The following is a 20,650-nucleotide window of genomic DNA, read 5'->3' on the forward strand; positions in this document are numbered from 1 at the left end:
GTGCGCACTCAACTAAAACAATGATTCTCATATGTTAGATTTCATGCTCTTAGCGACCCAGAACAACCGTTCAAGAAAAGGAGCGACGCGTAAAGCACCGCCACCGCCCCCAAAACGCAGCTTGCCGTGGTGGCTTTGGCTCGTCGTACCAGCGCTGTTAGCGTCGTTTGTGTTTGTGCTGGTCAAATTAGCCTCGGTGGAAACACAACCTAGCACGACCAAAGTGCAGACCGTTGCGCCAGCCAAACCTGCGCCAGCTAAACCAAAAGAAACCGTGAAAGCGGCACCTAAAGCAGCGGAAAAACCACAAAGCGATAAATTTGAGTTTTATCAGCTGCTGCAGGACAGCGAAGTGGATACCAGTCACGTCGATGCTTACGAGTATCAACCACGTGAAGAGGAAAACTTCAGCTATATGATTCAAGCCGCATCGTTCCGCTCCAGCGCCGATGCCGACCGTCTTCGCGCCAAGCTAATTTTATCTGGCCTAACCGCATCGATCAAAGCCAGCACCAGTGAAGATCGTGGTACATGGTATCGTGTCGTTGTAGGACCATTCGACACTCGCTCTGGTGAGAGTCGTGCACAAGATAAATTGGCCGAGATGGGCATGAATTCCTATACCTACAAGATCAAAAAAGAACCGTAAAAAGCGCAACAACCCGTAAAGCGCCTAACGATTCCCGTTTGGCGCTTGAAATCCTCACGCTTACCCCCATTTTGATTAGTAATCGAATGTGGAGTAAATCATGACTACGATTCTAACCGTACGTAAAGACAACCAAGTCGTCGTTGGCGGCGATGGCCAAGTTTCCTTAGGCAACACAGTAATGAAGGGCAATGCCCGTAAAGTGCGCCGTCTATACCGTGGCGAAGTCATCGCTGGATTTGCCGGAGGCACAGCTGATGCATTCACCCTGTTCGAACGATTCGAAAGCCAATTAGAAAAGCACCAAGGTCACCTTGTGCGTGCTGCGGTGGATCTTGCCAAAGACTGGCGTTCAGACAAAGCCCTACGCAAACTGGAAGCGATGCTGATCGTGGCTAACAAAGAAAGTACGCTAATTATTACGGGCAACGGCGATGTGGTCGAACCGCAACACGGTGCCCTTGCCATTGGCTCTGGCGGTAACTTTGCCGAAGCCTCTGCCCGCGCCTTGCTCGAAAACACCGAGTTAAGTGCCCAAGACATCGTTGAAAAAAGCCTGAACATCGCGGCTGATATCTGTGTCTTCACCAACCATAGCCTAACGATCGAAACCGTCATCATCGATCCACAGCTTGAAGACAACTCACAGTAACGAATTTAAGAGATTAGACCCATGAGCTACATGACTCCAAGAGAAACGGTCAATGCCTTAGACCAACACATTATCGGCCAGCAAAAAGCCAAACGCGCAGTCGCAATCGCCTTGCGTAACCGCTGGCGTCGCATGCAATTACCCGAAGAAATGCGCGCAGAAATCACACCTAAGAACATCCTGATGATTGGTCCAACTGGTGTGGGTAAAACTGAAATCGCACGCCGTTTGGCAAAACTTGCTAATGCACCATTCATTAAAATCGAAGCAACAAAATTCACCGAAGTCGGCTATGTGGGCCGTGACGTCGACTCTATTATCCGCGATCTGATGGAATCTGCGATTTCCATGTTGCGCAAGCAAGAAACAGAGCGCATGAAAGACAAAGCCGAAGACGCCGCCGAAGACCGCATCCTTGATGCCCTACTTCCACCGGCACGCGGTTTCGAAGAAGATTCAGCGTCTAACTCAACGCGCCAAGCGTTTCGTAAAAAACTGCGCGAAGGTCAGCTAGACGACAAAGAAATCGATATCGAAGTGTCGGATTCCCCTACAGGCGTAGAAATCATGACGCCACCGGGTATGGAAGAAATGACCAGCCAGCTACAAAGCCTGTTCTCCAACATGGGCGGCGACAAAACCAAAAAACGTAAGCTGAAAGTAAAAGACGCACTGCGCCAAATCCGTGAAGAAGAAGCGGGCAAACTGGTCAACGAAGAAGAACTGAAAGCACGCGCTGTCGAAGCTGTTGAACAACACGGCATCGTGTTTCTCGATGAAATCGACAAGGTCGCGAAAAGCTCGGATCGCTCCAGCGGTGAAGTGTCTCGTGAAGGTGTACAGCGTGACTTGTTACCACTGATCGAAGGTAACACGGTCAGCACCAAATACGGCATGATCAAAACGGATCACATCCTATTTATTGCGTCCGGTGCATTCCACCTATCCAAGCCATCGGATTTGATTCCCGAGCTACAAGGTCGTTTACCGATTCGTGTTGAACTGGACGCACTGACCGTAAACGACTTCAAGCGTATTTTGACGGAACCTAGTGCGTCCCTGACAAAACAGTACGTAGCACTGGCGAAGACGGAGAACATTCATCTAAACTTTACCGAAGAAGGCATCACACGTATTGCGGAAATCGCTTGCCAAGTGAACGAACGTACTGAGAACATTGGTGCTCGTCGTCTGCATACCGTTTTGGAGCGCCTACTCGAAGAAGTTTCCTATTCTGCAAGTGACATGCCGGATGAGCAACAAGTTGATGTTACGGCTGAGTACGTAGATCAGCAACTTGGCGAAATCGCTGAAAACGAAGATCTTAGCCAGTACATTTTGTAATTTGATAACCTTTTAAGATAGATCGAGAGCAATCATGGCAACGCCTGTTCCAACAAAAATTCACTACCATAAACAATCCCGTGAACTGGAGCTGGCGTTTGCCGATGGCTCAAGCTATCGCCTCAGCGCTGAATATTTACGTGTTCACTCACCGTCCGCGGAAGTCCGCGGTCACGGTGCGCAAATTCCAATTTTACAGCATGGCAAACGCAATGTGATGATTATGAACATTGAGCCTGCAGGCAACTATGCCATTAAAATTACCTTTGATGATGGCCATGATTCTGGCCTGTATTCGTGGGACTACCTATACAATCTAGGCAAAAACCACGATGAGCTCTGGCAGATGTATTTAGATCGCCTTGAGAAAGAAGGCCGCACGCGCGACTCTTCTAGTATTCAAATTCATCAAGTACATTAAACTGGATCGAAACCATGTCTTTTAGCCTTGCCGCCTTTAGCTCTATCGAACATGCCATCAACTACGCCCTGAAACAGGACCCGCCATCGCAACGCCACTTGGCAAAGCTAGCGGGCCAGCAAATTTTTCTGGAAGTAGAAGATTTTAATCTGATCATTCAGATTCATGTGTTGGAAGAAGGCGTCATGCTCGACTGCCCACAAAGTATGGAAGACATGGAGCTGGACGCAAAATTGGATACCCATGTTAAAGGCCCAAGTAGCGCTTATCGCAAGCTTCTAGAAGGGGATGGTTTCTTCGATGGAGATTTGCGCATTCGCGGTAACGCTCAAGCACTGATGACGTTGCATAAAGTCATGCAAGGCTTTGAGTTTGACTGGGAAGGTATCTTAGCAGACAAGATTGGCGATCTACCTGCCGCAACCTTTGCACGTCTTATGCGCACACAATGGACATGGTCAAAACAAGCCGCCACCAATGCTCGCGTACATTTAGTCCACTACCTGCAATCCAACAGTGAGCTATTGCCAAGCAAGATCGAGTTTGATCACTTTGTCGATGAAACCGAACGCTTAGGCATGCAGATCGAACGCTTAGACGCCAAACTCAAACAAGCCGAGCGCAAGCGCGGTTAAACTCTAATTTATATACTGTTTTCATTTAAACGCCTTAATTTTAAATGAAAACAGTCATTAATAGCTTAAAAGATCGATCATCGATAAAAATCAAAGCCTCAGTTCTTTCTATTTTTATAGCTCCAACTATTATGTAAAAATGCCAAGAAAAAAAAGAAATATAAATAGGAATTTATTTTTATTTCATCAAAACTTTCACCGGAAGAAAAGAAAAAATAAGCAGCCAACAGTGGGTAAATATAAAAAGTAAATCTTATATATGAAAACAAAACCTTATTAAAAATTAGGTACTGAACAAACAAGGAAAAGATCAAAAATAAATAAAACTCAAAATTATCCATACGAATCCCATTTAATTTATTGGATCATAATACTCTCTAGAAATATAGTCAGATCTTGCCGAGTATTGCTGGCCAATCCCTCCATTCACATATGCCTCAGAAAAAATCAATACATCTTCATTATTAAAATATGGCATTTTTTCATAAATATAATCCCTTAGATAGGAACTGATAGCTCCAGCAAAAACTCCGCCAACAACTCCGCCAACATTTCCACCATATCTTTTTGCTATTAATGGAATAGGCGACACGGCAGCATTTGCAACTTTCATAGAGAAATTCATATTTTTAACATTCATATTTTTAGCCTTATCTTCGGAAATGGGGCCAACAATATTCATACTAATCAGTATATCTCGACTTTCTCTGGGATGCATACCTGCTGACATATTAAAAAGAATTTCATTTGCCATCTCGCTAACACGATATCTAATTCTTGAATGCTCTATTACTAAAAAATCTCTTGGTCGAAACTTATCATTCCTATTTACCAAGTAGTTCAACCTATAAAAAGGGGATCCGACTATCTCGCCAGTTATTTTATTAAGAAATTCCATTTAAATCTCCAAGTAAGCCAGCTTTACGCTGGCTCATATGATTTTTAACACTGCTATATTACTTCTTACTATTTTGCACTTCGTACAAACGATAGAATTCATGCTGATCGTAAGATCCATGAGAGAAACAAAGCTCGTAGTTCATATCTTTGGGTAGTTTGCCTTCCGGCGTATATAGGCCCGCGTAGCCAGGAATATACAGTTTTGTATGGCGATCTGAACCATCGAAATAAAGCATGCTTTGTGTCGCGCCGTCGGCTTTGTTAACAATGCGGTATTTTAATGATGCGGTGTCAATGTCTTCTGCTTTGTAAAGCATAGCTTGGTCGTTTAGCTCCGTGTCTACACCAGAAATACGCACTAAGAAGTCTTTTGCAGATTTCTCGCCAACACGCATCACAGACACCGAAATAGGCGAACCACAACCTTCATAGTTGTATACGACTCGACCTAAGTCAGGGCGCTCTTGAGCAGCGAAAGTTAATGCAGAGAAGGTGGCGCCTAGGCCAATAAGAAGCTTACGATACATGATGATCAATCCCTTGTGTTTAATGAAGATCGCACCATAGCAAGCGACTTTACTAGGTAAAAGCGCAAACTTTGCCACCTGAAATAATTTTTCAATTTCATGACGAAAAGAGCCCATACATTACGCTTTGTATACAGTCCTTCTTCAGCGTATCTCGCGATCACTCTATAACAATAACGCAATGGAAGCTTACAGCGTCACACTGCGTAGCAACCATTGCTCAAAGTCGATTGCCGACATAGGACGGGCAAAATGATAACCCTGAAGGTAATCACATCCTTGGCATGCTAAATACTCAGCTTGAGCGACTGTTTCGACCCCTTCTGCGACCACCTTCATATGAAGACCTTTAGCCATCGCAATGGTCGCAATTACGATGCATTCATCGGATTCGTTTTTACCTATACCGCCGACAAAAGATTGATCAATTTTTAAATAATGGGCTTCCAGTTCTTTGAGGTAACTGAGTGAGCAATAGCCGGTGCCGAAATCATCAATCGATATACTGATATTGTGATTACGAAATAATGATAAGTTACGTATCAACTGTTCTGAGCGCACCATTAACGTCGTTTCGGTGAACTCAATCGCAATCGCTTTCGCTGGAATATTGTAAAGCCTCATGCCTTCCAATAACTCTAATGCGACATCCGAGTTCGACAACTGAATGGTAGATATATTGATCGATAATTTACCGACTGGAATATCTCGGTCACGCCAATCTGCTAGTTGACGCAAGGAGGTATCAATGATCCAGCGCCCTAACTCGATGATTTGACCACTGTCTTCAGCAATCGGGATAAAGTCTGCAGGAGAAATCCACTCGCCACCGCGCTGCCAACGAACCAGCACTTCAGCACCTATTGATGCTTCGCTAAGAGCCGCGACCTGTGGCTGATAATGCAGTGATAGCTGATCACTCTGACTCAATGCTTCTTCCAAATGACGCTGAGTCGCCACCCGACGCTGCATGTTTTCATCCATGGACTCATCAAAGAAGCGGTACGTATTTTTACCCGAGTGCTTGGCTCGATACATCGCTAAGTCGGCTTGGCGTAATAGAGCCGAGGCATCAATTGAGTCAATCTCATTCATCGATACGCCAACACTGCAACTTACAGAAAACGTGGTATCACGATAATCAAAAGGAACCGCCAATGCTGACACGATACTTTGCGCTAGATGGTGTATTTGGGCTTCAGTGCCAGCAGGATGTAGGAAAATCGCAAACTCATCGCCTCCTAAGCGTGACAACAATGCCTCATCAGGCATCAGTGATTGCAACTTATTAGCAACACGCTTTAGTAATGCGTCCCCCGCATCATGGCCCAAGGTATCATTGATTTCTTTGAACCGATCTAAATCGATAAACATTAATGCTACGGAGCCATATTGACGCTTAGAGACACAGTCTTCTAAACATTGCTCAAAGTATCGGCGATTAGCCAATCCAGTCAAATCGTCATGTTGCGCCATATACAAGACTTGTTGCTCTGCTTGTTTACGATCCGTAATGTCTTCGTGTACCGCGATAAAATATTCGATTTCATCTTTGTGACCCACGACTGGCGTAATGGTTTGATCGACCGTAATAAGACTGCCATCTTTGTGGCGATTAATCAGCTCATTGCGCCAACTATGGCCTCGGCTGATCGTACTCCAGAGCTCTTTAAAAAATAAACGTTCATGCACACCAGAATTTAATACACGTGGTGTTTTACCTCTCACTTCTTTCAAGCTATAGCCTGTTAAACGAATAAAAGCATCATTTACCCATTCAATTTTCCCTTTGGGGTCGGTAATAAAAATCGCATTGGCGGTACTTCGAATCGCCATACTGAGCAGGTAGTTATTCCCTTGTATCTGATCTCGTTTATGTCGTAGCACGAGGTACATGGCAAGCATCACCACTAAAACACTCGCCAACACCGCAAAGATGGTTTTAACGACTTGAGCATCATGGTACCAGTTGGCGAGGGCATCTTTGTTATAAGACCTTATGGCGATGACAATGGGATAAAAAGACGTAGCACGGTAACTGTCTAGGTATTCGCCCTCTTGCCCTTGGCCTCGTACCTCGCCCCAAGATCGCTCCATAATCAGTGATTGCAGCTTTTCATCTAATAGCTCAAGGTCATTACCAATAACGTTTTCACCCGTAAATAAAAACAGTGATACTTCGCGTCGGCTGCTGGAAACGGACTGAAACAGGCTTTGATAGTAATTCAAATTAATCGATCCAATGACATAGCCGACCACTTCACCATGGAGCTTGTAAGGCACACAGATTGGCCAGTATTCAAGCTCTGGAATCATTACTTCATCCCCCCAGAAGCGACCCTTTTGCGAAGGTAAAAATAAAACTTCTGTATTCGATACGCGTTGCGAACATTGCTTGGCTAGGGCTAGCGGCACCACATCAATACTGCGCATTTGCGGTAGGCCGTGCAGTAACCGGTTTTTAAGTGTTTCTAATGTACGAGGTGGCCGCTCTAACACGTTGGCTGAAATCGTTTGTAATGCACCAACAGCAGATTGCAAAGAACGAATCACAGAATCCTCGAGCGCATACGCTAACGAGGCACTGGTCATAGACTGCTCCTCAAGAGAACGTTCATAACCACGCACCAGAATATTTTGTAAACTGATCGCCATCACTAACAACACAATGACGGCACTCGCCACGATCACTGTCTGGCGCTGTATGATAGTAGATATAATTTTGAGCAATGTTATTAACCTAGATCAGTTCAAATACGTTATAGATCTGCATAATAAGCGTAGCTTATCGTTTATATTATTAAGAGGTTTTGACATATGTCGCTTAGAGCCAAAGCAAGTGCTTTCTTTTTCGGGATTCTTATACTACTCACTGGAAATGCTTTCGCAGAAACGAATCCGACCCTCGACGCTATCACAGAAAGAGGGCAAGTAAACGTTTGTATTTGGCCTGACTATTTCTCCATTACCTATCTCAGCCCACGCACACAGCAGCTAGAAGGGATCGACATCGATTTAAGTCAAGCGCTGGCAACGGATTTAGGCGTTAACGTAAATTACGTCAAAACCCATTTTGGCCGTTTTATGGATGACCTAGAAGCAGGCAAGTGTGATGTCGCCATGTTTGGTGTTGGTAATACCGAAGCACGCCGTCAGCGCATTGCTTTTACTGAGCCTTACTTGGCCAGCAATATGTATGCAGTCACTACACAAAATCATCCGTTTATTAAACGCTGGCAGGATATAGATCAGAAAGGCGTCATCGTGTGTGTCCAAAGAGGGACTTACATGGAAAGCGCCATGCGTAAGTCACTCAAACATGCCACGCTAACCACCGTCCGTAAACCAAACGAACGAGAATTAGAAGTACTGTCTGGCCGAGCAGACGTTTTTATTACAGATTATCCTTACGGGCAGAAGATGATCCATGTATACGACTGGGCTGAGCTGCTCGCGCCACCCGGTAAGACAAAGCAGTTCCAATACGCTTATGCGGTTGCCAAAGGCGACACCAAGTGGCTTGCACGCATGGAACAGTTTGTCAGTGATATTAAGCAGGATGGACGCTTAGAAACGGCGGCGGCAAACAACAACTTGTCGCCAATCATCATTACAGAGTAAAGCCCACCCCCCTAACTGAACGATCAAAAAAGCCCGAGCATGCACACCATGCTCGGGCTTTTTAATGATCAGAAGCATTAAGCTTACATACGTTCTAGGGTTTCGATGCCTAACAGCTCTAGACCTTGTTTCAAGGTCGATGCCGTATTCAACGCCAATTGCAAACGGCTTTCTTTGACCGCGTCGTCTGCGTTTAGAATTGGGCAGGCTTCGTAGAAGGTCATGAAGATACCCGCCAGCTCGTATAAGTAGGCACACAAGAAGTGTGGCATACCATCGCTGATCACTTGCTGAACCGCTTCTTCTAACTGACAAAGTTTCACTGCCAAAGCACGCTCTTGGTCTTCTACCACGGTAATCGGTGCATTCAACGCTGATACGTCCATTTCTGAACGGCGTACAATACTCGCCACGCGTGAGTAAGCGTACAATAAATAAGGCGCTGTATTGCCTTCGAAGCTCAACATAGAGTCCCAGTTGAACACATAATCAGACGTACGGTTTTTCGACAAATCGGCGTATTTTACCGACGCAATACCAACCACTCGGCCGATATTGCGTTGCTCATCTTCCGACATGTCTGGGTTTTTAGACGCTACCAATTGGAAGGCGCGCTCTTGCGCTTCTTCCAGCAATGCAGACAGCTTCGCCACACCACCAGAACGGGTCTTAAATGGTTTACCATCACTGCCCATAACCGTACCGAACGGCATGTGCTCTAGGCTGGTTTCGGGCTTCACAAAGTTCGCTTTACGCGACAAGGTAAAGATTTGCTGGAAATGCAACGACTGACGCGCATCGACGAAGTACAACACTCGATCAGCATTTAGTGCTGTCTGACGGTAACGCACTGCTGCCAGATCCGTCGTAGCGTATAAGAAGCCACCGCCCGTTTTCTGCACAATAATAGGGGTAATCTCACCCTCTTTGTTTGCAAACTCTTCCATGAAAACACACTGTGCGCCGTTTGACTCTTGCAATAGGCCCTGCTCTTTCAGCTCATTGACCACATTCGCTAAGTCGTCGTTATAAGCACTTTCAGGTTTCACATCTTTACGTGCTAGAGAAACACCTAGCATTTGGTACGTCTCTTCACAGTGCTGTAATGACACTTGAATGAATTCGTTCCAAAGCTTCAGACATTGCTCATCACCAGACTGAAGTGAAACAACTAATTCACGAGCATGCGCCGCAAATGCTTCATCTTCGTCAAAACAGATTTTCGCTTCACGATAGAAGGTTTCAAGATCAGAAAGCGCCATACTCACTTCCGAACTCTGCGCACGTAGACGCTCCATGTACGCCAGCAACATACCAAACTGAGTGCCCCAGTCGCCGACGTGGTTCTGACGGACAACATTGTGGCCTAAGAACTCAAGGGTACGTACTACCGCATCACCAATGACCGTAGAACGCAGATGACCCACGTGCATTTCTTTGGCTAAGTTGGGGCCAGAGTAATCCACTACCACGGTTTGCGGATCCGCAACAACGGTCACGTCTAAGCGATCACTGTTACGCAGCTGCGCAAGAGCACCACTTAACCATTCGTTTTTCACAAAAATATTTATGAAGCCAGGGCCTGCAATTTCGACTTTGTCAGCCACATCAGACATGTCCAATTGCTCAAGTACTTTGGCCGCAAACTCTCGTGGATTCGTGCCAATTTTCTTAGCCGCGCCCATGATGCCGTTGGCTTGGTAATCACCAAATTGAACTTTTGCAGACTGACGAACCAATGCTGGCGCATCTTCAGCCGCACCGGCTGCGACCATGGCCGCTTGAATACGTTGATTAAGAAGCGTTTGAATATTCACAAAAAACCCATTTGTAGAATCACACAACCCTCTGGCAAAGCAATTCACCAGAGGGTTGTCATGTTAGTAGAAGTTGGCGCTATGATAACCGATTTTCGACGATTTAGCGAAAGAACAGCTTACACGCTGGGTTATCGTTCTCGTCTTGGTAAGGGTAGCCCAGTTCATCTAAGTAGCGCGTCACATCAGTTTCTTCACCTACCGCCTGTAAGCCCACCAATACTCGACCGTAAGCATCACCATGGTTACGATAATGGAACATAGAAATATTCCACTGACCGCCCAACGTATTGAGGAATTTTAACAAGGCACCAGGACGTTCAGGGAACTCAAAACTGTACAGAAGCTCGCCTTTATCGCTGCGCAAATGACCGCCGATCATGTGACGTACATGAACTTTTGCCGTTTCATCATCGGTCAAATCAATGATTTCATACTCTTTCAGATCCTGTAGCAGCTCTTCTCGGCTGTGTGGGCTACCGCCTAATCCAACCCCTACAAAAATCACCGCTTCGTTGTCATCACTGTAGCGGTAGTTAAATTCGGTAATGGCACGGCCCACTAGCGCCTGACAAAAGTCTTTAAAACTGCCTGGTGCTTCTGGAATTTTCACGGCAATAATCGCTTCGCGTTTTTCACCTAATTCCGCACGTTCTGACACATGACGTAGACGGTCGAAGTTCACGTTGGCACCAGAATTAATCGCCACTAAGCGCTGACCTGTTGCACCTTCGCGCTCAATGTATTTCTTCAACCCTGCCAGTGCACACGCGCCTGCAGGCTCAGTGATGGCTCGGGTATCATCGTAGATATCTTTGATCGCTGCACACATTTCATCGGTGTTCACAGTGATGACTTCATCGACGCATTCTTTGGCAATTTCAAACGTGTTTTTACCAATCTCAGCGACCGCCACCCCTTCAGCAAAAATGCCTACTTGAGCCAAACGTGTCGGCTTGCCTGCTTCCAAAGCCGCCTTTAAACACGCCGCATCCGTTGGTTCCACACCGATAATTTTGATTTCAGGACGCAAGTATTTGATGTACGCCGAAACACCCGCAATTAAGCCACCACCGCCAACAGGGATAAACACCGCATCGATGTTTCCTTCGATCTGGCGCAACAGCTCCATACCGATGGTACCTTGACCCGCAATGGTATCGATGTCATCAAACGGGTGAACGTAAACTTGGCCTGTTTGCGCCATGATTTCTTGAGACTTCGCAAAGGCGGCATCAAAGGCATCACCAGACAACACCACTTCCGCACCACGAGCACGAACGGCATTCACTTTTACATCGGGTGTGGTTTCAGGCATAACAATCGTGGCTTTAATACCTAACTTTTTCGCAGCCAATGCTAAGCCTTGAGCATGATTACCCGCCGACGCTGCAATGACCCCTTTGGCACGATCGGCTGCGGAAAGCTGAATAATTTTGTTGTATGCGCCACGAATCTTAAACGAGAACACTGGCTGTAGGTCTTCTCGTTTCAAAATAATGTCGTTACCCAAACGCTTAGAGAGTTGCGTGGCATGGGAAACGGGAGTTTCTACTGCGACGTCATAGACTGGCGCTTGTAGAATTTTTTTGATGATCGTATGAGGCATATACATTCCTGCTTTTTTCTCCGAAAGCACGCCAGCAATGTGGCGCTCAAGGGGGTAACTCTGCTAAAAAACGAACCCGCAATATACTCCTTCCGCCCTTTATGAGCAAAGCCTTGGGCGGGATTTGACTGCTTTTTAGGTGAACACGGCAACTTCGTCCTAGAGGGGTAACAATAGCTCGGCTAACTGACTATAATGTGCTCACCCAATCGGGGTAACACCCTCACTCAAACATCAGTCACAGGTTTATCCAGCATGACGCAAGACGATTTAAAAAAAGCAGTTGCTGTCGCCGCAGTTGAATACATTTTACCGCTACTTGAAGAAGACACCATTGTCGGTGTGGGTACGGGTTCAACCGCTAACATGTTCATAGACGAATTGGCGAAACACAAACAACTATTCGACGGCACAGTTGCAAGCTCTGAAGCTTCTGCAGAACGTCTAAAAGGTCACGGCATTCCTGTGTATGACCTAAACGCTGTGAACTCGATCCGTGTTTACGTAGATGGTGCCGATGAATCAAACAATCACCTTCACCTAATTAAAGGCGGCGGTGCAGCACTAACACGCGAAAAAATTGTGGCCGCATGCTCAGAAGAATTCGTTTGCATCGCAGACGAATCAAAACTTGTGAAAGTATTGGGCGATTTTCCACTACCCGTGGAAGTGATCCCGATGGCGCGCAGCTACGTGGCGCGTGAATTGGTCAAACTTGGCGGCGACCCAGTGTACCGTGAAGGTGTGGTCACAGATAACGGCAACAGCATCTTAGACGTATACAACATGCAGATCGTTGACCCAGTGAAATTGGAAAGCCAAATCAATGAGATCGTTGGTGTGGTGACAAACGGCTTATTCGCTGCACGCCCAGCAAACGTCTTGTTGCTAGGCACTCAGTCTGGTGTGAAAACACTTAAGGCTTAGTTTGTCAGATAGCCCGAGACCATTTCTCGTTTCTCGCTCTACGCGCAAGCGCTAGAGGTCGCTTCAAAACGAAACTGGTCTCAGTCTTAGCAGACTTATCTGGATAGGTGTTAGAACCTAACCATCTAAACTAGCTCTACGGTCTTGTTGGGCAGGGGCTCAACGTTATTTTCCAGTGACTTTTAGCGCTTGCGCGTGGAACGGAAAATAATTGTTGAGGCCTAGCCTTCCTACCTAAACTCGTTCCGCAGACTTATTAAGGTAAAGCCCTGCGTTATTTTTCAGCGACTTCTAGCGCCTGCGCGTAGAGCGAAAAATAATTGCAGGGCTCTAGCTCGCTAAATAACCAGCAGAACTAATAAACTAGAACCAGCGACTCTTACGCATCAAAACAAATTGACCGATGCCCATGAATACCAGCACTCCGACAAACAGCCAGAATGCGGCACTATTCTCTACTCCAGGCATGCCACCAATGTTGATACCAAATAAGCCCGTTAAGAAGCCTAATGGCATAAAGATACCGGACAGGATCGACAGCACGTACATACGCGCGTTCATCTTCTCCGCTTGGTGGTTGGCAAACTCTTCCTGCATTAATAGACAACGCTCACGTAAGGATTCAAGTCCTTCCACATAACGTGTGATCTCATTGGAAGCCTCCTGTATTTTCGCGACTTGCTCTTTCGTCATCCATGGCAGAACTTCCACGGCTAAACGCGCAATGGCTTCCTTTTGCGGCACCAGAAATCGACGTAAGCGGACGGTTTGCAAACGACGCTCAACTAAAGTACTACGTTGCTCCGGCAATACTTCCTCGGCCATATCTTCTTCAAGATCACCCAGCGTATCCTCTATACCGTCAATCACCCCTGCCATACGTATCGTGAGGGTATGCGTTAATGTGGCGATAAGATCGGCTATGTTTTCCGCGCCAATGCCCTGCTCTAACTGACTAACTTGCTCCATTACAGAGAGTAAACGTCGGCGGCGTGTAGAAACTACGAAATGCGGCGTCACCCATAAACGTAAAGACACCATGTCAGACGGATCTGAATCAGGGTTAAGGTTGACTCCACGTAGCGTCATTAATACACCATTTCCCATTTTGACGGTACGCGGACGTGTTTCGTCGGCATATAACGCTTGCACGACAGCCTCTGGAATTGAATCCATATTATCCATCCATTCACGTCCACCGTTTTGAGAACAATCGATGTGTACCCAGTGCGCTCCACTTTGGGGAACATCAGCCGGTAAGTCTGACATGCGTTCCGCACCGCCATGACCATCAAATTTCAAATAATGCAGTAAATATTCCATAACGTTTTCTCTCGCAGTGCTCAGTCCAAACCTTTGAACTCGTTAATTATTGGCTTTATAAGCTGACGTCAACTCAAGGGGGTGGCATAATTTCAATCATTGACTATTTATTAAAGGATCCTATGCCATGCAAAGTCTTTCTCAATTTTTAGAGTCTGATTCCTCTTCCGCATCATTACAGGAAGTTTTGTTCGTCACAACACAAACATGTATCGAAATTTCGAGCGCTCTAAAGAAAGGTTCTTTAGCCGGTATTCTGGGCATGGCAGGCAATGAAAACGTACAAGGTGAAGAACAAAAAAAGTTAGATGTCATTTCTAACAACATGCTAAAAAGTGCGTTATTGGCTTCTCCTGCCGTTCGCGCCATTGCGTCTGAAGAAGAAGACGACATCGTTCCAGCAACGACTACCGGCGAGTATCTGATTGCCTTTGATCCATTAGATGGTTCATCAAACATCGACATTAACTCAATGGTAGGTACGATTTTCTCCATCTATCAACAAATAGGCAGTGAACCAGCAACCGAAGCGGATTTTCTAAAGCCTGGTAAAGAACAAGTCGCGGCTGGCTATGTGCTGTATGGCCCATCAACAATGTTGGTCTACTCTACAGGCAATGGTGTGCACATGTTCACACTGGATGTTGAAAAAGGTGAGTTTATTCTGACCCGTGAAAATGTCCAAGTTGAGACCGAAACACAAGAGTTTGCCATCAACATGTCAAACCAGCGTTTTTGGGCTGACGCCATGCAACATTATGTGAATGACCTTGTTGCAGGCAAAGATGGTTCGCGCGGTAAAAACTTCAACATGCGATGGGTTGCTGCCATGGTCGGTGACGTACACCGCATCTTATGCCGTGGTGGTATCTTTATTTACCCATGGGACAACAAAGACCCAAACAAGGCCGGTAAACTGCGTTTGATGTACGAAGCAAACCCAATGGCAATGTTACTCGAACAAGCTGGCGGTAAAGCCTTCACGCACACAGACCGTATTTTGGATATCCAGCCTGAAGGCATTCACCAGCGCGTTGCGGTGGTATTGGGTGCGGCCAACGAAGTGGATAAGTGCTTGAGTTATTAACAATGTATTTTTGATACTAAAAGACCGACTGAATTAGTCGGTCTTTTTTATGTTCGTGTATCAGAAGTAGAGAACTCTTGATAGGAACGCCCTATTTAGTCTACGGTTACGCCAGATAAAAACACTTGCACTTGCTGATGGGTATCACCCCAAATATGAGTTTTCACATCTTGTAAAAACTTCTGCGCTTCAGTCAATGTTACAATACCCGACATCAGCTCTACACCAACCCCTTCTTGACCAAAGAAAAAACGCCACACATGGCCATCTACTTTTACTTCACCTTCACCGTTTACATAAGACACTTGCTCGAAGGTGTAATCTGATGGCACAAAACATGATAACTCTTGTCCTGTTTCACCGTATTTCATGTCCGGAACATACCCTTGACGATCGACTAATCCGAATTTCATACTGCACTCCTGTTGTTGTTTTCTTCAGCATAGCCCTTTCAAAATTTATTTGCTGCTATTTTTAATAAGCGCTTGTCCAGCATCAGCTATTTAACGGCCTTGTTCGCGCTGTCGCACTCACACCGCCAGACTTTGCAAGACTTAATTGCACAGTTATTGCTTACTCAACCTTCCCTGTTAATCCTTCATCAGTAAAAGCCTAATAAGGTGCTGCCTTTGTGCGTGGATTTGGCAATCAAAGCCAAATTTAAAACAGTAATAACAACACAACATAGGCAAGAACCAATGCAAACAAACGAACGTCAGCCCTTCGTTTATGCCAACATGCGTTTGGCATTTATTTTATTGATCACCTGCTTTGTCGCATGGGGTGTGGCAGCCAATATGACTGACCCACTGGTAAAAGTGTTTAGCAAGATCTTTACCATGAGCAACCTACAATCCGCTCTGGTGCAATTTGCTTACTACGGCGCGTACTTTTGTTTGGCATTACCGGCCGCGTTTATCAATGTGCGTTTCTCCTATAAAACCGGGGTGCTAACCGGTTTAGGCTTAGCCTGCTTAGGCGCGTTGGCGTTCTACCCTGCTAGCATTTCCATGACCTATGGCTTCTTCCTTGCTGCGCTGTTTATTATGGCAGCGGGGTTATCCATCCTCGAAACCTCTGCAAACCCTTTTGTTATGGCCATGGGACCGCAAGAGAATGCCACACGCCGCTTAAACTTGGCTCAGGCGTTTAACCCGGTTGGCACCAACATTGGCGTGTTTCTGGCGGCGGCGCTTATCTTGCCAAACCTGAACACGGCGACCGCTGAAGAGCGCGCAGCCATGACACAAGATGCACTCAATGCGGTACGTGCCGCTGAGCTTCAAGCCGTCATGACACCGTATGTCGGCATGGCCATGGTGCTGTTAGTGATTTGGCTGTTGATCGCCTTCGTTAAAGTACCGCGCGCAGAAAATGCGGGCATCAGTACTGAACAAGAAAACCATGATGGTTTTCCTGCCACACTCAAGCGCCTAATGAAGTTGCCGCAGTACCGCTGGGGTGTGGTGGCCCAGTTTTTCAATGTAGCGGCACAAACCTGTGTGTGGACATTTACCATCCAATACGTGCAAGAAACCATTGGTGGCACAGAAGCCAGCGCGTCCGACTACTTGCAGTACAGCTTGATCTTATTTTTGATTTCACGCTTTGTGATGACGTGGCTAATCGGTATCTTCCGCCCAACCATTCTCTTAGCGTTGTTGGGCGCGATTGGCGCTCTGCTGTGTGTGTACGCTGCCATGGCCTCAGGTGTGTCAGGTATTTGGGCCATCGTCGCAATTTCAGCGTGCTTGTCGTTGATGTTTCCAACCATTTACGGCATCGCGTTAAATGGTCTAGGCAAGGATACTAAGTTTGGCTCAGCAGGCTTAGTGATGGCGATCTTAGGCGGTGCAATCATGCCAATGGTACAAGGTGCGGTGATAGATACCTATGGCGCCACAGTGTCTTATCTAGTTCCTGCTATCTGTTTTGTCATTGTTGCAGGTTACGGCGTCTTTGCAATTCGCCACATTCAAGACTAATCCTAGTCTCGTAAATTAACGTTCCTAAAGCGTCTACCCTTGGTAGGCGCTTTTTTGTATTCAGCACCTTTATGTTGACACTTCTTGTAGCTTTCACTACCTGAGAATCGCATTTATTCGTATTTCATGCGAGGTCTGTTCAATGTCTTATATTTGCCCTGTTTTGCTGACAATTGATGCTGAGCTAATCAACTTTCCTATGGCAATTTTTGTTTTACATTGTAGATAACAAAACAGATCTTAAGAAGGACAGCAAAATGAACTATCAAGGCGAAAACATCTCATTGAATCTCTCGCGCTTCCAAGACACGTTAGTCATGAACTTAAAGCCGTCAGGCCGTCCAAGTGACGATGATTTTGATAAGTTATCAAACATGATTGAGACCGCCGTCTACTCAATTCAAGCACCGCATATGGCACTGTTAGTTGACCTAAGCGAACTGCAAGGCGTGAGTGCACACAGTGCATGGCGAGAATTATTGCACAGCCTCAAGATTGGCTGTGAGTTTGATCGTATTGCAGTGTTTGGCCATAACCACTGGCGCAATCTCATGATCAATGCGTTAAGCTGGTTGATTTCACCCAATTTAAAAGTCTTCCAACGCAAAGACGAAGCAACCAACTGGGTAATGGCGTCCTAACCTATATCCGCGTTAGGACGGCAATGAGTCGTGTACTGATGTCACTTGAGCATGTTTTGATTGCTTATGTTGATACATCGCTTCATCGGCTTCTGTCAGACTTACCTTTTTATCTTTCTTAGGGTTGCCTTTCGAAAAACCATAGCTAATTCCAGACGTTGGCCACTGAGTTTTAAGCTCTGTCTCGATGTTCAAAATAAGCTGTTGCAGCTGAGATTTTAGCGCAATCATGTTTCTATCTTGAGCCTCTACCAGCCATACAAATTCATCGCCACCAACTCGAAAAACACTATCATCTTCCGCTATTTGGTCACGCATCAAACTGGCCGCTTCGATTAAAAAGCGATCGCCTTCTTTATGTCCGAGACTGTCATTAATGGTTTTCATACCATCAAAGTCGATGAACACAATCCAATAATTTCCATTAAGCTCAGATAGCTTTTCATCCATCGCAAAACGATTGCCCACATTCGTCAGCATATCGACTTTCGCTTGATATAAAATCTCCGTCAGCTCCTTTTGTTTCACACGCAGCCATTCGGACAAAGACAACAATATACAAAAACAATCCAACGCCAACGCCGCTAATACCACCAACTCTGGGTACGGTAAAACAGACCCAGCTAAGGCATGAGATGCGGTGTAATACACCAATGAAGAGCCGTAAAGCAGGTTACCCGTTAAGTAGTATTTCGCTTTGAAGTCATGCAGGCCAAGCATGGTTATCCCAGTGAAGATACTCAATGGCACCCAAATTAACGCCAGTATATGCGCCAAATAAAACACCGTTATGAATGGCAACCACAGCATAATGACCGCCATCACAGCACCACAAACAGCCACACCACGAAAAACGCGATATAACCTCGGTGCATGCTCTTGAGTATTAAATAAACCCGCGGTAAACATGGCCGCACATGCAATCGCAATAGGGAAAAGATGCATGCCAGCGTAGGTTAAATTAACGCCCAGCGATGGCAGCAAACTGTTGATTTCCCCCGAAGCAACCGCCCAACCAATGCCGTGCAAGCCTACGTACCCAGCAAACCAAAACGTCAACATCAGCTTGGTACGGAAATAAATAGCCAAGGCTAAAAGCGCCAAAGTCAGCATGACAAAAACCGAGCCTTGAGTCACCAGCCGGACAACGCTCTGAACATGGTAATAATCTGATGCATTATAAAGCGTGAGGGTAATCGGCGTGGGGTAATACTGAGCGCTAATGACAATCCACAACACACCACGACTTTGCTCAGGTACATTAACCAGGAAGGCTTGGGCATGCAGCATATCGGGTAAGCGTTGAGGGCTGAGTGTAGCAAAGTCTGCAATCTTTCGTGGCGGCTGTCCCTCGGGCTGCCAATAAGCAACACCGTTGTCCAGAAAGTTGGCTCCCACTACCACAAAGCGTGATTGGGCTTGCCCTGCAGACAGCGATAGTTTGGTCAGATACCTGCCTGTTTGACCAATGATCGTACCGCTTGGCTGTGTACTTTGATGAAGCAAAGACAACGTATCTTCATCTAGATCCACGCCCTTTTCTAGCTGAATGGGATGCCATAAACCGTTATCGTCTAATTTGATCGTTGCATCACCCAACTGCAAAGTCGAATCAGACGCCGCCCAAAGCAATGAGCTAAACGACAGCAATACGAAACATGCCCCAGTAGACAAGACAACAGTGAGTAAATAACGGCAAAAGGGTCGCGGCACAGACAAAAAAGCCCCCTAAACAAATGTCTTATGATCAAGAAGTGTACCGTATTTATTAGAACTTTCTGTAAGAGTATTGTTACCCCGAGAACAAACTCACTCGACAGGAACCACACACTCGGGGTAACTTCGGAAATTAAGTACTCTTTTAAGTATTATCACACTAAGGATTGCGCCATGATCTCCCCCGTTATCCAAGAAGAAGCCACTGGCTGTGGCATTGCCTCGGTCGCCAACATCGTCGGCAAAACCTACCCCGAAATGAAAGCCATCGCCAATGGCCTCGGCATCTACGCCGACGACACCGCACTTTGGTCTGATACGCAATATGTGCGCACCTTACTAAAGAATGAAGGCATCGCCACCTCAGACAGTGAAACACCGTTTACGACATGGGATACCTTACCAGAGACCGCCCTACTGGCGATCAAACATCATCAAGAAGACGGCAAAGACTTCTGGCATTGGGTGGTGTTTCGACGAATCGACGGTAACGCCATGGTCATCGACTCCGCCGCGTATTTAGATTCGAATATCCGAATGGATTTTGGGGATATGTCACCGAAGTGGTTTATTAAAGTTAGTCTACTCCATGAATCAAGTTTCGATGCCTAAGGTGTTAATACGATAATCAACAACAGGATGGAGAGATCAAGAGCTGTTAAATAGGAAATGGGGCAAACTGCTTTTTATTCTTTAATAATTTAAGTCTATTCACATTGAATATGTAGTGGTCAACTAATTCCGGACAGTAAATTAGGTTGATTCTCTGCTTTGGCAGGTGGCACTCCATCGTTAA

19 protein-coding genes are annotated in these 20,650 nt (G+C 46.0%); 11 read left to right on the forward strand and 8 right to left on the reverse strand.

The window, feature by feature from the left end; genetic code table 11:
* Positions 1 to 31: 31 nt before the first annotated feature.
* The 5 genes from AYW76_RS13295 (at position 32) to AYW76_RS13315 (ending at position 3,701) form a co-directional block, all read left to right on the forward strand.
* A complete protein-coding gene (locus AYW76_RS13295; protein WP_067032853.1) occupies positions 32 to 649 on the forward strand; it encodes an SPOR domain-containing protein in 618 nt (205 codons plus the stop codon).
* A gap of 100 nt (positions 650 to 749) precedes the next feature.
* The gene (hslV, locus tag AYW76_RS13300; protein ID WP_067032851.1) at positions 750 to 1,301 is read left to right on the forward strand and encodes an ATP-dependent protease subunit HslV; all 552 of its coding nucleotides are present in this window, start codon (positions 750 to 752) and stop codon (positions 1,299 to 1,301) included.
* Between the two features lie 21 nt (positions 1,302 to 1,322).
* Positions 1,323 to 2,645, forward strand: a complete 1,323-nt coding sequence (hslU, locus tag AYW76_RS13305; protein ID WP_067221055.1) for an ATP-dependent protease ATPase subunit HslU — start codon at positions 1,323 to 1,325, stop codon at positions 2,643 to 2,645.
* A 34-nt stretch (positions 2,646 to 2,679) separates the two neighbouring features.
* Positions 2,680 to 3,066 carry a gamma-butyrobetaine hydroxylase-like domain-containing protein gene (locus AYW76_RS13310; RefSeq protein WP_067101606.1) on the forward strand — a complete coding sequence of 129 codons (387 nt, stop codon included), beginning with the start codon at positions 2,680 to 2,682 and terminating at the stop codon, positions 3,064 to 3,066.
* Between the two features lie 14 nt (positions 3,067 to 3,080).
* Positions 3,081 to 3,701, forward strand: a complete 621-nt coding sequence (locus AYW76_RS13315) for a ubiquinone biosynthesis accessory factor UbiJ (protein WP_067032844.1) — start codon at positions 3,081 to 3,083, stop codon at positions 3,699 to 3,701.
* 352 nt (positions 3,702 to 4,053) lie between these two features.
* Here the strand turns inward: AYW76_RS13315 and AYW76_RS13325 are convergent, their stop codons facing one another.
* The 3 genes from AYW76_RS13325 to AYW76_RS13335 all read right to left on the reverse strand — a co-directional run bounded on the left by AYW76_RS13325 (position 4,054) and on the right by AYW76_RS13335 (position 7,858).
* Complete coding sequence (locus tag AYW76_RS13325; protein WP_067221061.1) at positions 4,054 to 4,599, reverse strand: hypothetical protein; 546 nt, start codon at positions 4,597 to 4,599, stop codon at positions 4,054 to 4,056.
* A gap of 58 nt (positions 4,600 to 4,657) precedes the next feature.
* A complete protein-coding gene (locus AYW76_RS13330) occupies positions 4,658 to 5,245 on the reverse strand; it encodes a hypothetical protein (RefSeq protein ID WP_067221063.1) in 588 nt (195 codons plus the stop codon).
* A gap of 72 nt (positions 5,246 to 5,317) precedes the next feature.
* The gene (locus tag AYW76_RS13335) at positions 5,318 to 7,858 is read right to left on the reverse strand and encodes a putative bifunctional diguanylate cyclase/phosphodiesterase (RefSeq protein WP_156489078.1); all 2,541 of its coding nucleotides are present in this window, start codon (positions 7,856 to 7,858) and stop codon (positions 5,318 to 5,320) included.
* 87 nt (positions 7,859 to 7,945) lie between these two features.
* On the opposite strand from AYW76_RS13335, the gene AYW76_RS13340 reads away from it, so the two are divergent.
* A complete protein-coding gene (locus tag AYW76_RS13340; protein ID WP_067221070.1) occupies positions 7,946 to 8,749 on the forward strand; it encodes a substrate-binding periplasmic protein in 804 nt (267 codons plus the stop codon).
* 83 nt (positions 8,750 to 8,832) lie between these two features.
* Here the strand turns inward: AYW76_RS13340 and argS are convergent, their stop codons facing one another.
* Both argS and ilvA read right to left on the reverse strand, forming a co-directional pair.
* Positions 8,833 to 10,566, reverse strand: a complete 1,734-nt coding sequence (argS, locus tag AYW76_RS13345; protein WP_067221073.1) for an arginine--tRNA ligase — start codon at positions 10,564 to 10,566, stop codon at positions 8,833 to 8,835.
* A gap of 103 nt (positions 10,567 to 10,669) precedes the next feature.
* Entirely contained in the window at positions 10,670 to 12,175 is a 1,506-nt protein-coding gene (ilvA, locus tag AYW76_RS13350; RefSeq protein ID WP_067221076.1) for a threonine ammonia-lyase, biosynthetic, read from the reverse strand.
* 255 nt (positions 12,176 to 12,430) lie between these two features.
* Here ilvA and rpiA point away from each other — a divergent pair, with 255 nt between their 5' ends.
* Positions 12,431 to 13,102 (forward strand): ribose-5-phosphate isomerase RpiA, encoded by a 672-nt coding sequence (gene rpiA, locus AYW76_RS13355; RefSeq protein ID WP_067221079.1) that lies wholly within the window; start codon positions 12,431 to 12,433, stop codon positions 13,100 to 13,102.
* A 363-nt stretch (positions 13,103 to 13,465) separates the two neighbouring features.
* Here the strand turns inward: rpiA and AYW76_RS13360 are convergent, their stop codons facing one another.
* Positions 13,466 to 14,425, reverse strand: coding sequence for a zinc transporter ZntB (locus AYW76_RS13360; protein WP_067221081.1), 960 nt, complete (start codon positions 14,423 to 14,425; stop codon positions 13,466 to 13,468).
* 127 nt (positions 14,426 to 14,552) lie between these two features.
* Between AYW76_RS13360 and AYW76_RS13365 the strand changes: the two genes are divergently transcribed.
* Entirely contained in the window at positions 14,553 to 15,512 is a 960-nt protein-coding gene (locus AYW76_RS13365; RefSeq protein ID WP_067221084.1) for a class 1 fructose-bisphosphatase, read from the forward strand.
* A 95-nt stretch (positions 15,513 to 15,607) separates the two neighbouring features.
* Here the strand turns inward: AYW76_RS13365 and AYW76_RS13370 are convergent, their stop codons facing one another.
* A complete protein-coding gene (locus AYW76_RS13370) occupies positions 15,608 to 15,925 on the reverse strand; it encodes a hypothetical protein (RefSeq protein ID WP_067032826.1) in 318 nt (105 codons plus the stop codon).
* A 285-nt stretch (positions 15,926 to 16,210) separates the two neighbouring features.
* Between AYW76_RS13370 and fucP the strand changes: the two genes are divergently transcribed.
* Entirely contained in the window at positions 16,211 to 17,497 is a 1,287-nt protein-coding gene (fucP, locus tag AYW76_RS13375) for an L-fucose:H+ symporter permease (RefSeq protein ID WP_067221088.1), read from the forward strand.
* Positions 17,498 to 17,754: 257 nt separating this feature from the next.
* A complete protein-coding gene (locus tag AYW76_RS13380) occupies positions 17,755 to 18,138 on the forward strand; it encodes a SpoIIAA family protein (protein WP_067032821.1) in 384 nt (127 codons plus the stop codon).
* A gap of 12 nt (positions 18,139 to 18,150) precedes the next feature.
* Here AYW76_RS13380 and AYW76_RS13385 read toward each other — a convergent pair whose 3' ends face one another.
* Positions 18,151 to 19,851: a GGDEF domain-containing protein gene (locus AYW76_RS13385; RefSeq protein WP_231872613.1), complete on the reverse strand. Its 1,701-nt coding sequence runs from the start codon at positions 19,849 to 19,851 to the stop codon at positions 18,151 to 18,153.
* Between the two features lie 177 nt (positions 19,852 to 20,028).
* Between AYW76_RS13385 and AYW76_RS13390 the strand changes: the two genes are divergently transcribed.
* Positions 20,029 to 20,466, forward strand: a complete 438-nt coding sequence (locus tag AYW76_RS13390; protein WP_067221094.1) for a hypothetical protein — start codon at positions 20,029 to 20,031, stop codon at positions 20,464 to 20,466.
* The last annotated feature ends 184 nt before the right edge of the window (positions 20,467 to 20,650 follow it).

The organism is Marinomonas gallaica (assembly GCF_001639745.1).
Taxonomy (GTDB): domain Bacteria; phylum Pseudomonadota; class Gammaproteobacteria; order Pseudomonadales; family Marinomonadaceae; genus Marinomonas; species Marinomonas gallaica.

Excerpts from the sequence above, each read along its gene's own strand:
- hslU (WP_067221055.1), top strand. The coding sequence starts at position 1,323 with ATGAGCTACATGACTCCAAGAGAAACGGTCAATGCCTTAGACCAACAC.
- AYW76_RS13340 (WP_067221070.1), top strand. The coding sequence starts at position 7,946 with ATGTCGCTTAGAGCCAAAGCAAGTGCTTTCTTTTTCGGGATTCTTATA.
- hslV (WP_067032851.1), top strand. The coding sequence starts at position 750 with ATGACTACGATTCTAACCGTACGTAAAGACAACCAAGTCGTCGTTGGC.
- AYW76_RS13330 (WP_067221063.1), bottom strand. The coding sequence starts at position 5,245 with ATGGGCTCTTTTCGTCATGAAATTGAAAAATTATTTCAGGTGGCAAAG.
- AYW76_RS13360 (WP_067221081.1), bottom strand. The coding sequence starts at position 14,425 with ATGGAATATTTACTGCATTATTTGAAATTTGATGGTCATGGCGGTGCG.
- AYW76_RS13390 (WP_067221094.1), top strand. The coding sequence starts at position 20,029 with ATGATCTCCCCCGTTATCCAAGAAGAAGCCACTGGCTGTGGCATTGCC.
- ilvA (WP_067221076.1), bottom strand. The coding sequence starts at position 12,175 with ATGCCTCATACGATCATCAAAAAAATTCTACAAGCGCCAGTCTATGAC.
- AYW76_RS13315 (WP_067032844.1), top strand. The coding sequence starts at position 3,081 with ATGTCTTTTAGCCTTGCCGCCTTTAGCTCTATCGAACATGCCATCAAC.
- AYW76_RS13365 (WP_067221084.1), top strand. The coding sequence starts at position 14,553 with ATGCAAAGTCTTTCTCAATTTTTAGAGTCTGATTCCTCTTCCGCATCA.
- AYW76_RS13370 (WP_067032826.1), bottom strand. The coding sequence starts at position 15,925 with ATGAAATTCGGATTAGTCGATCGTCAAGGGTATGTTCCGGACATGAAA.
- fucP (WP_067221088.1), top strand. The coding sequence starts at position 16,211 with ATGCAAACAAACGAACGTCAGCCCTTCGTTTATGCCAACATGCGTTTG.
- AYW76_RS13325 (WP_067221061.1), bottom strand. The coding sequence starts at position 4,599 with ATGGAATTTCTTAATAAAATAACTGGCGAGATAGTCGGATCCCCTTTT.
- rpiA (WP_067221079.1), top strand. The coding sequence starts at position 12,431 with ATGACGCAAGACGATTTAAAAAAAGCAGTTGCTGTCGCCGCAGTTGAA.
- AYW76_RS13380 (WP_067032821.1), top strand. The coding sequence starts at position 17,755 with ATGAACTATCAAGGCGAAAACATCTCATTGAATCTCTCGCGCTTCCAA.
- AYW76_RS13295 (WP_067032853.1), top strand. The coding sequence starts at position 32 with ATGTTAGATTTCATGCTCTTAGCGACCCAGAACAACCGTTCAAGAAAA.
- AYW76_RS13310 (WP_067101606.1), top strand. The coding sequence starts at position 2,680 with ATGGCAACGCCTGTTCCAACAAAAATTCACTACCATAAACAATCCCGT.